Source organism: Longimicrobiaceae bacterium, assembly GCA_035696245.1.
GTDB lineage: Bacteria > Gemmatimonadota > Gemmatimonadetes > Longimicrobiales > Longimicrobiaceae > DASRQW01.
Genome location: DASRQW010000072.1, coordinates 1 through 12,121 on the forward strand (window position 1 = coordinate 1; position 12,121 = coordinate 12,121).

The 12,121-nt window shown below is 69.7% G+C and carries 12 protein-coding genes; all 12 read right to left on the reverse strand.

What is annotated here, in order from left to right:
- A partial coding sequence (locus VFE05_03530) for a carboxylesterase family protein (GenBank protein HET6229123.1) occupies positions 1-287 on the reverse strand: 287 nt, incomplete at its 3' end.
- A gap of 506 nt (positions 288-793) precedes the next feature.
- Complete coding sequence (proS, locus tag VFE05_03535) at positions 794-2,290, reverse strand: proline--tRNA ligase (protein HET6229124.1); 1,497 nt, start codon at positions 2,288-2,290, stop codon at positions 794-796.
- 149 nt (positions 2,291-2,439) lie between these two features.
- Positions 2,440-3,726, reverse strand: a complete 1,287-nt coding sequence (gene hisS / locus VFE05_03540) for a histidine--tRNA ligase (GenBank protein HET6229125.1) — start codon at positions 3,724-3,726, stop codon at positions 2,440-2,442.
- Positions 3,727-4,075: 349 nt separating this feature from the next.
- Positions 4,076-5,371, reverse strand: a complete 1,296-nt coding sequence (locus VFE05_03545; GenBank protein HET6229126.1) for a folylpolyglutamate synthase/dihydrofolate synthase family protein — start codon at positions 5,369-5,371, stop codon at positions 4,076-4,078.
- Entirely contained in the window at positions 5,368-6,252 is an 885-nt protein-coding gene (accD, locus tag VFE05_03550) for an acetyl-CoA carboxylase, carboxyltransferase subunit beta (protein ID HET6229127.1), read from the reverse strand. Before accD ends, VFE05_03545 begins: the two co-directional genes overlap by 4 nt.
- 115 nt (positions 6,253-6,367) lie before the next feature.
- On the reverse strand, positions 6,368-7,612 hold the full coding sequence (gene rodA / locus VFE05_03555) for a rod shape-determining protein RodA (protein ID HET6229128.1): 1,245 nt from the start codon (positions 7,610-7,612) through the stop codon (positions 6,368-6,370).
- 1 nt (position 7,613) lies between these two features.
- The gene (locus VFE05_03560; GenBank protein ID HET6229129.1) at positions 7,614-8,087 is read right to left on the reverse strand and encodes a hypothetical protein; all 474 of its coding nucleotides are present in this window, start codon (positions 8,085-8,087) and stop codon (positions 7,614-7,616) included.
- Positions 8,084-9,103 carry a rod shape-determining protein MreC gene (locus VFE05_03565; protein ID HET6229130.1) on the reverse strand — a complete coding sequence of 340 codons (1,020 nt, stop codon included), beginning with the start codon at positions 9,101-9,103 and terminating at the stop codon, positions 8,084-8,086. Before VFE05_03565 ends, VFE05_03560 begins: the two co-directional genes overlap by 4 nt.
- A gap of 92 nt (positions 9,104-9,195) precedes the next feature.
- Positions 9,196-10,233, reverse strand: coding sequence for a rod shape-determining protein (locus VFE05_03570; protein ID HET6229131.1), 1,038 nt, complete (start codon positions 10,231-10,233; stop codon positions 9,196-9,198).
- 456 nt (positions 10,234-10,689) lie between these two features.
- Positions 10,690-11,088, reverse strand: a complete 399-nt coding sequence (locus VFE05_03575; GenBank protein ID HET6229132.1) for a DUF2442 domain-containing protein — start codon at positions 11,086-11,088, stop codon at positions 10,690-10,692.
- Complete coding sequence (locus VFE05_03580; protein ID HET6229133.1) at positions 11,078-11,287, reverse strand: DUF4160 domain-containing protein; 210 nt, start codon at positions 11,285-11,287, stop codon at positions 11,078-11,080. The genes VFE05_03575 and VFE05_03580 overlap by 11 nt, the downstream gene beginning before the upstream one ends.
- 83 nt (positions 11,288-11,370) lie before the next feature.
- Complete coding sequence (locus tag VFE05_03585) at positions 11,371-11,988, reverse strand: SprT-like domain-containing protein (protein HET6229134.1); 618 nt, start codon at positions 11,986-11,988, stop codon at positions 11,371-11,373.
- Positions 11,989-12,121 lie beyond the last annotated feature (133 nt).

The window sequence follows — 12,121 nt, forward strand, 5'->3', positions numbered from 1 at the left end:
AACGCGCCGCCGTGGATGAACACCATCACCGGCAGCTTGCTCGTGCTGGTGGCGCCGGACGGCGTCCACACGTTCAGGAAGAGGCAGCTCTCCGACTGGTTGGTCAGGTTCGGCGCCTGCGCCTGCGGGCAGACGGGGCCGAACGCGGTCGCCTGCAAGGTGCCGCTGAGGGTGCTGTCCGCCGTCGCCTGCCAGCGCCGCGCGCCCACCGGCGGCTTCGCGTACGGGATGCCCACGTACGCGGGCGACGTGTACGACGTGCTGCCGACCGTCGCAGTGTCCGTCATCCCGCACACCTTCGCGCCGCCGGGCAGCGTCACGCATCCCTGCGCCTTCGCCGCGCCTGGCGCGCCCAGGAGCGCGAGGGCCGCAGCTGCGACAGCGAGGCGGAGGCGGGACGTCGGATGATGGTGGGGAGAGCGGATACTGCGGGAGGACGGGAGATGCGGGACGGACGATGCTTCGTTGCTGCTGTTCACCTCTGCGGTTGCCGCAGTCATGTGGGCTCGGCCTTTCGGGGAGGATGGGACGGTGGAATATGCTGCAACGCAGCCAAGTAGCACCTTTCCAGATGATATTTCTACCTTCCCCGCCGCGTCAAGTCTCGCCCGATGTCCATCTTCCGTTCCGGAGACCGGCTCGCGCATCCGCAGAACGATGGGGTGTCGCGGACAGAGTCGCCGCCGCGCATCCGCTGCGACGGAAAAGCGAGCTCCGCCACACTGGCGAAGCTCGCTCCCGATTCTCCATCCTGACGATGCGCGGCATCTCGCGACGCCCGCGCATCTCCCGCTCAGTAGGCCTTCGCCCAGACGACCTCGGTGACCGCGCCGCCGCCGCAGACCGCGCACTTCGTGGGCGCCTCGGGCGAGCGGAACTCCTCGTCGGGGAGGCAGCGGATGGTGGCCTTCATCTCGTCCTTCACCTTCTCCTCGCACTCCGCGCCGCCGCACCAGCCGGTGTACACGAAGCCGCCCGGCCCGTCCACGATCTCCTTGAGCCGGTCGTACGAGTCGATGCCGCGGTACGAGTTGGCCTCGCGGCGCTCGCGTGCGCGCTCCAGCAGGAAAGCCTGGAACTCATCGAGCCGCTGCTGCATGGTCCCCAGCACCTCGGCCTCGGGCAGGAACGCCTTGCGCTCCTCGCCCTCGGCCACCACGCGGCGGGCGAGCACGAGCTGGCCCTTGTCCATGTCCTTGGGGCCCACCTCGATGCGGAAGGGCACGCCCTTCGTCTCCCACTCGTAGAACTTGGCGCCGGGGCTCATGTTGTCGCGCGCGTCCACGTGCGTGCGGATGCTCCCGAGCGCAGCCACCAGTTCCGCCGTCTTCGCCATCACGCGCTCGCGCTCGTCGTCCTTGCGGAAGATGGGCACGATCACGACCTGGATGGGCGCCACCATGGGCGGCATCACCAGGCCCTTGTCGTCGCCGTGCGTCATCACCAGCCCGCCCACCATCCGCGTGCTCACGCCCCAGCTGGTGTTCCAGGCGTACTCCTCGGCGCCGGATACGGAGGCGAACTTGAGGTTGAACTGCTTCGCGAAGTTCTGCCCCAGGTTGTGCGACGTGCCGTTCTGCAGCGCCTTGTTGTCCTGCATCATCGCCTCGCACGTGTAGGTGCGCAGCGCGCCCGCGAACTTCTCGCTCTCGCTCTTGCGCCCCGTCACCACGGGCATGGCCAGGTGGCCCTCCATGAACTCGCGGTACACGCCCAGCATCTGCCGCGCCTCGGCCTCGGCCTCCGCCTCGTCCACGTGCGCCGTGTGGCCTTCCTGCCACAGGAACTCCGTGGTGCGGAGGAAGAGGCGCGTGCGCATCTCCCACCGGACCACGTTCGCCCACTGGTTGTACAGCAGCGGCAGGTCGCGGTAGCTCTGCACCCACTTGCTGAACATCTCGTAGATAATCGTCTCGCTGGTGGGGCGGATGATCAGCGGCTCCTCCAGCTTGCTGTCCGGGTCGGGGATCAGCCCGCCGCCCTCCACCGCCTTGAGGCGCGTGTGGGTGACGACGGCCGCCTCCTTCGCGAAGCCCTCGATGTGCTCGGCCTCGCGCGCCAGGAACGACTGGGGGATGAGGAGCGGGAAGTACGCATTCTGGTGGCCCGTCTCGCGGAAGCGCAGGTCCAGCCGGTCGCGCATCAGCTCCCACAGGCGGTAACCGTACGGGCGGATCACCATGCAGCCGCGCACCGGCGAGTAGTCCGCCAGCTCCGCGCGCAGCACGATCTCGTTGTACCAGGCGCTGAAGTCTTCCGCCTGCGTCGTCAGGGCTTTCTCGTTGGCCATGTCCGTCCGTCTCTTCTTCGCAGATGTAAGCGGAAGCACGGCATCACGTTTGGATGCACGGCCTCCGTTGATTTCGGGGGGTGCGGATGCGATTGATTCGATCGGGGGATGGGCGGCCGCGGACGCATCCGGCGGCGGCGCCTCCCCCGTCACGGTCGGGCCGTCAGCTCCGCCAGCGGGATACGCGTCTCTTCCCCGCTCTGCATGTCCTTCACGTTGGCGACACCCTGCGCCACTTCGTCCGCGCCCAACACGGCCACCCGGCGCGCGCCCAGCGTGGAGGCCAGCTTCATCTGCTTGCCCACGCCTTGCGCGCGGAAGCCGTACTCCACCGAGTGCCCGGCGTCGCGCAGCCCGTGCGCCAGCGCCAGCATGGCCGGCCGCTCTTCGGCCGACACGGCGATCACGTAGTAGTCCAACGCCTGCTTCGTCTCCGGCAGCAGGCCGCGGTCGGACAGCAGCTCGCGCAGCACCACGTCGCCCATGCCGAAGCCCAGCGCGGGCAGGTCGGTGCCGCTCACCCGCTTGAGCAGATCGTCGTACCGCCCGCCCCCGCAGATCGCGCGCAGCTCGCCGCGCGTATCGAACAGCTCGAACACGATGCCCGTGTAGTACGCCAGCCCACGAACGATGGAGAGGTCGAAGCGCGCGTACTCACGCAGCCCCATCGCCTCCAACGTGGCGAACAGCGTGGCCATGCGCTCGATCTCCGGCGCCACGCCCTCCGTCTGCCCGTACGCCTCGCGCACCGCGTCGAAGTCGCGGTGGCGGAAGATGGCGAGCACCGCATCCGCGGTTTCGGCGCTCACGCTCGCCTCGGCCGTCATGCGCGCGGCGAGGGCGGCGGGCGTCTCGCGCTCCAGCTTGTCCACGATGTTGTAGACGAGCGTGAGCTGGTCTTCCGGCACGCCCGCGTGCAGCAGCAGCGCGCGCAGCAGGCGGCGGTCGGAGATGCGGGCGATGAAGTCCTCGTGCGTGAGCCCGAACGCCCGCAACATGTCGATGGCCGCCGCCAGCAGCTCCGCGTCGGCCGCCACGTCGTCCTCGCCGATGATGTCGAGGTTGAGCTGGAAGTGCTCGCGCAGGCGCCCGCGCTGCGCCCGCTCGTAGCGGAAGAGCTGCGGGATGGAGAACCACTTGATGGGCTTGCGCATGCCGCCCGCGCGCGCGCCGGCCATGCGCGCCAGCGTGGGCGTCATCTCCGGCCGCAGCGAGATCTCGCGCCCGCCCTTGTCGGTGAAGTTGTAGAGCTGCTGGACGATCTCCGGGCCGGACTTCTCCACGTAGAGGCTCAGCGGCTCCAGCGGGGGGCCGTCGTATTCCTGGAAGCCGTAGCGGCGCGCGACCTCGCGCCACGTGCGCATGATATGCGCGCGCACGGCGAAGTCGTCAGGATAGAAATCTCGGAAACCGGGCAGCGACGTGAAGTTCGACATGGCGCGGAATCTAGACCGCGCTCCGCAGGTGCGTCAACGGACGACGGGACTGTCGATGCGGAAAAGCGGTGGTGATTCGAGGCTCCATGACGGGCGGTTGAAACCGCGGCAACAAGGGCGCGAAGCCCGCCTGCGCGGGCTCGTGGCGAATGCTGCAACCAGTCGGGGTGAATCGCCTCCCGCCTCTGAACCTCGCAAACCTACCTGAGTCTCGGCGCGCAACTCAATCTACGCCCGCACCGCACCGTCCGGGGTTAGTCGCCGCAGGGGGACTTTGCGCCGTCGTTGCCGCGGTTTCCAACCGCCAAGCCGGCCCCCGCGAACAATGCTTTGGAACTCGCGAGACCGCTCAATCCACCGCGATCCCCAGTTCCGCCATCGCGTCGCCCACGGTGTGAACGGAGCCGGTGACGAGCACGGTCCCGTACGGCGCCAGGGTCGTGGCGCGCTGAACCGCGGCGGCGAAGTCGGGGATCACACGGACCGCTACGTTCGGCGGCGTCTCGACCAAGGCGGCGGCGAGTTGCGGATCCCATCGGCGCTCGTCCGGCGCCGTCGGCGGGATCGTGAGGATCGCCGCGTCAACGCGCGACAGGAGCGGCGGCAGCATGTCGCCCCACTCCTTGTCCGAGAGGATGCCGGCGAGGAGGACGATGGGCTTCGGCAGATCGAGCGAAGCGAGCGCGCGAACGAGCGTCGCCACGCCCGCGGGGTTGTGCGCGACGTCGAAGATCCACGTCTGCCCGCCGATGCGCTCCACCTGCATCCGCCCCGGCCAGCGGACCGATGAGAAGCCCGCCTCCACCGCATCCCACGACGGCCGGAGATCGTCGGGCAGCACGCCTAGAAGCTCCGCTGCGAGCGCCGCGTTCCGCGCCTGATGCGCGCCGATCAGCGGAATCCGCATCTCCCGAACGCCCCACCGGTCCGAATCGAACGAGAACCGCGTCCCATCCACCGAAACCCGTACGTCACTGATCCTTGCGACGCGGTCCAGCTCCACGAGTGGTGCACCCACCTCCTCCGCGCGGCGGCGGATCACGCCGAGGGGCCCGGCCTCCGTCTCGCCGACCACCGCAGGCACACCGGGCTTGAATATGCCGGCCTTCTCGCCCGCGATCTCCTCCAGCGTCTCGCCCAAGTACTCTGTGTGCTCGCGACCGATGTTCGTAACCGCCGTGGCGACCGGCGAGAGCACGTTCGTCGAATCCAGCCGCCCGCCCAGCCCCACCTCCACCACCGCAACGTCCACCCCCGCCTCCGCGAAACAGAGGAACGCAATGGCCGTCGTCGCCTCGAAGAAAGTTGCGCCGCTGCTCTCGATCGCCCGCCGCAGCCGCGCCTCGCACGCCAGCAGCAGCTCGCGGTCTACGGGCCGCCCGTTGATGCGGATGCGCTCGGAGAAGGAGACGAGGTGCGGTGAGGTGTAGAGGCCGGTGGTCCGCCCAGCGTCCGCCGCCCGAAGCACGGACTCGCAGAGCGTGGAGACGCTGCCCTTCCCGTTGGTCCCGGCCACGTGGAGCGCACGGAAACGCCGGTGCGGGTCTCCCGCACCGGCGAGCAGCTCCTCCGTTCGCTCCAGCCCCCAGCGGATCCCGCCCGTGGGCCGGGCGAAGAGCCAGGCCCCCGGCTCGTCGCCCCTCACGCCACGTCGGCCTGGGGAACGGCGAAGTCCACCGGCGCCGGCAGGCCCGTCATGTGCCGCAGCAGGCGCGCCAGCTCGTGCTTCAGCCGCCGCCGGTCGGTGATCATGTCCAGCATGCCGTGCTCCAGCAGGAACTCCGCCGTCTGGAAGCCCTCCGGCAGCTCCTGCTTGATCGTCTGCTCGATCACGCGCGGGCCCGCGAAACCGATCAGCGCGCCCGGCTCGCTCACGTTCACGTCGCCGAGCATCGCGTAGCTGGCCGTCACGCCGCCCGTCGTGGGGTCGGTGAGGATCGACACGTACGGCAGCCCCGCCTCGTGCAGCTGCGCCAGCACGGCCGACGTCTTCGCCATCTGCATGAGCGAGAAGATGCCCTCCATCATCCGCGCCCCGCCCGAGGCCGAGACGATGAGGAACGGGCACTTCTTCTCCAGCGCCCGCAGCCCGGCACGCGCCAGCTTCTCGCCCACGACCGAGCCCATCGATCCGCCGATGAACGAGAAGTCCATCACGCCCAGGCAAACGGGGATCGAATCCAGCGTGCCCTCGCCGGTGATCACCGCGTCGCCGTGCGCGCTCTTCCGCTCCGCCGCCGCCAGGCGCTCGCGGTACGGCTTGAGGTCTACGAAGCCCAGCGGGTCGCCCGAGCGCAGGTTGCGGTCGTACTCGCGGAAGCTGCCCTCGTCGAGCAGCAGGTTGATGTAACCCGTGGCCGGCAGGCGCAGATGGTGCGAGCAGTTGGGGCAGACGTTCCAGTTCTCCTTCAGCTTCTCGCGGTACACGATCTCGCCGCACGAAGGGCACTTCTCCCACACGTCGCCGGGAAGGTCGCGGCGGTCGGCCGCCTGCAGGCGCGTCTTGGGCTTGCGGAACCAGGCCATGATATCGTTTCGGGAATGGGTAAGCGGCAGGCGAGCGCGAAGCGCCGCCCTCTCCATATCCGAGAGGACGGCGCAATGAGAGCGCCCTATCTACCGTCCGACTTTTCCGGCGCCGCTAGCCGCGGCCGCGGGACTCGGCGGCAATGCGTTGAACCACGGCCATTGCCACCAGGTTGACCAGCAGGAACGAGCCGCCGTAGCTCACGAACGGCAGCGGGATGCCGGTGATCGGCATGATGCCCACCGTCATCCCCACGTTCACCAGCACGTGCGCGAACCAGCTTCCGAACAGCCCGAAGGGCACCATGCTCGCGAACGGGTCCGACGAGCGCTCGGCGATCTTCACCAGGCGCCAGAAGATGAGGCCGAACACCAGCAGCACGCACAGCACGCCGATGAAGCCCTTCTCCTCGCCCACCACCGAGAAGATGAAGTCGGTGTGCTGCTCGGGGATGAACGCCAGGCGCTTCTGCGTCCCCATCGTGAAGCCCTTCCCGAACCACCCGCCGCTGCCGATGGCCACGCGCGACTGGATCAGGTTGTACCCCGAGCCGCGCGGATCGACCGACGGGTCGAGGAACACCATCAGGCGGTTCTTCTGGTACGGCTTCAGGTGCTGCCACAGCGGGAGCGCGACGAGCCCGGCCGCCAGGTTCAGCAGGAAGATCGACGCCTTCTCGGACAGGTACGCGTCGCGGAAGTACAGCAGCGCCATCAGCACGATCACGTACGCGCCGAAGACCCAGGGGTTGATCGACAGGAACAGCGACAGCGCCGGGCTCACCAGGAAGAACAGCGTGCCCAGCGGCGTTCCCGCCCAGAACAGCGCCCAGATCAGGATGGAGCAGAAGACGAGGCCGGTGCCCAGGTCGGGCTGGAGGAGGACGAGGCCCATCGGCACCATCACGACGGCGACCGGCTTCCACAGCGCCCACAGCGTCCGCGGCGGCTCGCGCCACTCGCCCAGCACCCGCGCCAGCATCAGCACCACCGAGATCTTCGCGATCTCCGACGTCTGGATGGTGACGGGGCCCAGGCGGATCCAGCTCTTCTCGCTCGCCGCCACGCCCGTGCCGCCGCCGCCGATGAAGAGCGTGAGGACGAGGAGGACGAGGCAGAAGACGTAGGCTGGCTGGGCGGCCCACTCCAGCCACGCCACCGGCACCTTCATCACGAACGGGATGACCAGCAGCGAGATGGCGAACCAGAGGATCTGCTGCCGCCACGCGCCGGCCGCGATCCTCGACGGCACGTCCACGATGCCCGCGCTGTAGATCATGGCGATGCCGAAGGCCGCGAGGCCCAGCACCAGCAGGAACAGCATGGGGTCGCCGATCTGGAGCGGACGGTAGCGCCTCATCTCAGACCACCGCCCGGTAGATGGCCGACGCGGCCAGGCCCGCGGCCGCGGCGTACAGCCCCTCGAGCGGCGAGATCAGCAGCAGCGACGAGGCGGGCCCCGCGCTCGCCGTGGCCCAGAGCACCAGATAGAGCAGCACGTCGTAGATCCACTTGCCCGCGAAGAGGTACAGCGCCAGCAGCACGGGACTGTCCCCCGCCATCATGTCGCGCGACCGCGAGGCGAAGTAGCCCATCACCGCCAGCACCAGCGAGCTGGCGCCCACCGTGAACGACACCGCGCCCTCCAGCAGCCCCAGCACCAGCCCCAGCCCAGAAGCCGTGCCCGGCCGGATACGGCGCGCCGCGAGGAGGAACGCCACCACGAGCAGGTCGGGCGCCAGCGGCCCCAGCCCCAGCCCGATGCGCAGAACGAAGTGGAGGATGACCAGCCCGGCGATGAAGGCGATGAACTTGTAGCGCGTGTCGCCCGTCATCGCCTGACCTCGTTCCGCCTGGGGGGCGGAGTCGTGGGTGTGGTTGCGGGAGGAGCCTGGACGGCGGGCTCCGGATGCGTGATCGGCCGCCCCAGCAGCCGCGGTCCGCGCGGACGCGGCGCCGCAGGCTTCGGGCGCTCGGCCGGGACCGGGGTAGCGCCCGCTGCCGGCGTGGCGGACGCACCGCCCGGCACGACCGGCGTGCCGGCAGGCGTCACCAGCGAGTCCGCCGGCGGCGCGCCCGTCAGCCGGACGCCCCACGCGGCCGCGAGGTCCTGGTCGCTCGGCGCGGCCGTACGCTGGCCCAGCACGAGCACGTGCGCCGCCTGCGTGGGGCTCACCATGGGCCGGATGTAGAAGGCGCGCTGCGCCAGCCCCGTCTTGTCCTTGCCGCTGCCCGACACCTTGCCGATGGGGATGCCGCGGGGGTACATCTGCCCGTCGCCCGAGGTGACGATCAGCGCGCCCGTCTTCGGCACCGTGTGCAGCGCCTGCGGCGTGAACACCAGCACCTGCTCGCCGTTGGGACCCGTCGCCGGCTCCGCGAGCCCGTACGTCGCCCCGTCGGTGGTCATCACGCTGGCGCGGAAGTCGGGGTGTGTCCAGTCGATGGCCACAGCCGCGCCGTCGTCCACCTGGCGCACCATCCCCACCAGCCCCTCGGCGGTGACGATCGGGGCGCCCTCGCGCACCCCGTCGGCCGAGCCGGCGCTGAGCTGGAGCGTGCCGTCCCGGCCGGGGCCCGTCATCCGCGTCGCCTCGGCGGCCACGAACGAGTACGCCAGGCGCTGCTTGAAGCCCAGCAGCGACCGCAGCTCGCGGTTCTCCGCCGCCATTCCCGCCTGCCCCACGAGGAACGAGGCCAGCGAGTCGCGCTCGGCGCGCAGGCGGGCCACGTCGTCGAAGCGGCCCTGGCGGTCCGCCGAGCCACGCTGGAGAGCGAGCGGCAGGCGCAGCACAGTGGCCCGCAGCCCGTCCGCCAGCCCCTCGCGGTACTTGAGCGGGATAACGAGCAACAGGAGCGCGAGGATGACGAAGCCGCCGGCGACCGCCAGGTCGCGCTTGCGGCCGCGCTCGCCCGCTCCGCGCAGGTACGGCTTGAACGCGCTCAGGTGGTCAACACTCCTCTGTACTTGGCCACGTCGTCGAGGATGCGCCCCGCGCCGCGCACCACGCAGGTCAGCGGCTCCTCGTCGACGTGGATGGGCAGGTTCGTCTCGCGCGCGATCAGCACGTCAAGGCCGCGGATCAGCGCTCCGCCACCCGTCATGACGATGCCGCGGTCCACGATGTCCGACGCCAGCTCGGGCGGCGTGATCTCCAGCGCACGGCGCACGGCCTCCACGATCGCCTGGATCGGCTCCTGGATGCACTCGCGGATCTCCTGCGAGTGCACCCGCACCGTCTTGGGGATGCCGGAGACGAGGTCGCGGCCCTTCACGTCCATCTCGCGCTCCTCGCCCGTGCTGAAGGCACTGCCGATCTGGATCTTGACCGCCTCGGCCGTGGCCTCGCCGATCATCAGGTTGTAGTTCTTGCGCAGGAAGGTGACGATGGCTAGGTCGATCTCGTCGCCGCCCACCCGGATCGACGTGTCGCAGACGATGCCGCTCAGCGCGATCACCGCGATCTCCGTGGTCCCGCCCCCGATGTCGATCACCATGTTGCCGGTGGGCGTCTCCACGGGCAGGCCCACACCGATGGCCGCGGCCATCGGCTCGGCCACCATGTAGACCTCCTTCGCCCCCGCCGCCTGCGCGCTGGAACGCACGGCCCGCCGCTCCAGCTCGGTGATGCCCGACGGCACGCCCACGACCATGGTGGGCTTCAGCTTCAGGAAACGCTTCGAGGTGACCGTCTCCAGGAAGTAGCGGAGCATAATCTCCGTCACGTCCACATCGGCGATCACCCCGTCCTTGAGCGGGCGCACGGCCAGGATGCCTTCCGGCGTGCGGCCCAGCATGCGCTTCGCTTCCAGCCCGATGCCCTTGGGCTTGCCCGTGGCCCGGTCCAGCGCCACGACCGAGGGCTCGTTCAGCACGATGCCCTCGCCCTTCACATATACCAGCGTGTTCGCGGTCCCGAGATCGACGGCGATGTCGTTGACCGGAATGAAGCTCCCCGATTTGAACCAGCGAAAGGCCATGACTTTCCCGGATACTTTCTCACCGCGGCGCGCCCGCCGCGGCTCGCGTGGGAGGGCTTACCGCCCTGTAGGACTACTGGTTACGAGAGCCGGGAAGCTATGCCCCTCCCCCAGAACATGCAACCCGACTCGGCCGCGGCGTGCCACCGCGCCGGCCGCGTGATGCACGCCGTGTGCCCGCGTCGCCGAATCGCCCGTTCCCACCCGGAACCTCTACTCTCCGCCTCGGATCACCCTCGCGGATGACACGCCGCGGACCGCCGTCAGAACGCACTCCGCACCCGCGAAACGCGAAACCCGCCGCCGGACGATGCCGGGCAGCGGGAGATTCGACCTGCGAGATGTCAGAAAAGAGCGAGCAGCGTGTCCTTACCTTGCAGCGGCCCTGACGCCATCGCCTGGCAGCTACCTGGCTTCGTACTCGACGACGGAGTGACGAGGACGGAGAGCGGAGGCTCAGCCGTTATCGCTGCCCTTGTCCGGCCCGTACTGCGCCCGCGGCTCGGCGACGAGCGATACGCCCCAACCCGGCTGGACCCGGTACTCGGGCGAGAGGAGGCTGCGCACCGAGACGTCGGTGTCCAGATCGGGCCAGGTGAGCGCCCGGCCGCCCGGCCTGACGTGCACGCCGGCGAGGTCCTGCGGAGCGAAGGCGCGAAGCTCGGGGTCACGGTCGGCGGGCACATCCACGTGCCGGCCGTCGGTGAGCTCCAGAAAGATCCTGCCGCTCGCGACGTCGTAGCGCGCGGACGCTGCACGCGGCTCGGACAGCGCGGCAATTCGGCCGGCCTCGACGGCGGCCGGGATCTGGGCGAGGATCTCTTCGTCGGTGGGCGGGGTCCACTCAGGTGCCATGGATCTCTCTCCACTTCAGGATGTACCTGGCTTGAGACGCCTCTACGAGGCGGTACGCCTTCACCACGTCCTTCGTCTTCATGCCGTTGACCTCGCGCACGCTCGGCGCCGTGACGAAGTCGCCGAGCAGGACCACGCACTCGGCGCCCGCGTTGAAGACGTGCACGTGCGGGGGCGGATGGTCGTCGGGATAGATCACGATCTGGAACCCGCCGTTACGGTCTATCTTCGGTGACAAGTATAAACGAAGGTTGCAGGTTTGGGAAGGACGGCGTGGACGGCTCAGCCGTCACGCCAGCGAACGGGCCGGGTGGCGCGCGGATGCACGTCCAGGCGGCGTGCCATGCGGCGGAACTCCGCCCCATGATCGACCGGGCGCCCCGTGGCGTGCTGCCACAGGTGGATCATCTCGTGGCGCAGCGTCAGCTCCGCCTCGCCAGGCATGCCGTGGACGCAGAGACGGCGCGAGATGACGATCTCCAGCGGCTGCGGGGAGAAGTGGCCGTTCCGCCGTCGCATCTGCCCACTCAAGTAGAGTGGGACGGAGGGGAGCGTATCGTCGAAGTATTCCGCGTTGGCTCGCGTGAACTCCTCGCGCAGCCGCTCCAGGTGCGGGCGGTCGTGCGCGGGGACGTGCCGGCGACGCGGGTGCCGGCTCGATCCGGCTGCAGGGATCGCGGTGATGAAGCGCCGGACCGTCTCGCGCGCGGCGTTGCGGACGCGCCGGTCGCGCGAGGAGAAGAGAACGGCCGCGGCGACGATCACCGCCTCCGGGGCGGAGGCGAACGCGTGATTCAGGCGCAGTTCCGCCCCGCCCCGCGCGACGGAGGCCATCACCCGGCGGTTGCGTGTGAGCACGACGCGGAGGAACCCGCCTCCCGCGCGGCGGGCGATCTCCAAGAGCGCGGCCTCGTCCCGATCGCCCCGCTCTGCGAGCGGGAGAGAAGCGATCGCGCTCGGAGGAGGAGCGGGAGGAGACTGCGTCGCGGGCGTGGACGGCCGAGCGTTCCCGCGCGCCTCGGGAGGCGGCGCG

What these genes read in the sequence shown, in the direction of transcription:
- VFE05_03575 (HET6229132.1), bottom strand. Translation starts at nt 11,088, where the DNA reads ATGGCACCTGAGTGGACCCCGCCCACCGACGAAGAGATCCTCGCCCAG.
- proS (HET6229124.1), bottom strand. Translation starts at nt 2,290, where the DNA reads ATGGCCAACGAGAAAGCCCTGACGACGCAGGCGGAAGACTTCAGCGCC.
- accD (HET6229127.1), bottom strand. Translation starts at nt 6,252, where the DNA reads ATGGCCTGGTTCCGCAAGCCCAAGACGCGCCTGCAGGCGGCCGACCGC.
- rodA (HET6229128.1), bottom strand. Translation starts at nt 7,612, where the DNA reads ATGAGGCGCTACCGTCCGCTCCAGATCGGCGACCCCATGCTGTTCCTG.
- VFE05_03560 (HET6229129.1), bottom strand. Translation starts at nt 8,087, where the DNA reads ATGACGGGCGACACGCGCTACAAGTTCATCGCCTTCATCGCCGGGCTG.
- VFE05_03570 (HET6229131.1), bottom strand. Translation starts at nt 10,233, where the DNA reads ATGGCCTTTCGCTGGTTCAAATCGGGGAGCTTCATTCCGGTCAACGAC.
- hisS (HET6229125.1), bottom strand. Translation starts at nt 3,726, where the DNA reads ATGTCGAACTTCACGTCGCTGCCCGGTTTCCGAGATTTCTATCCTGAC.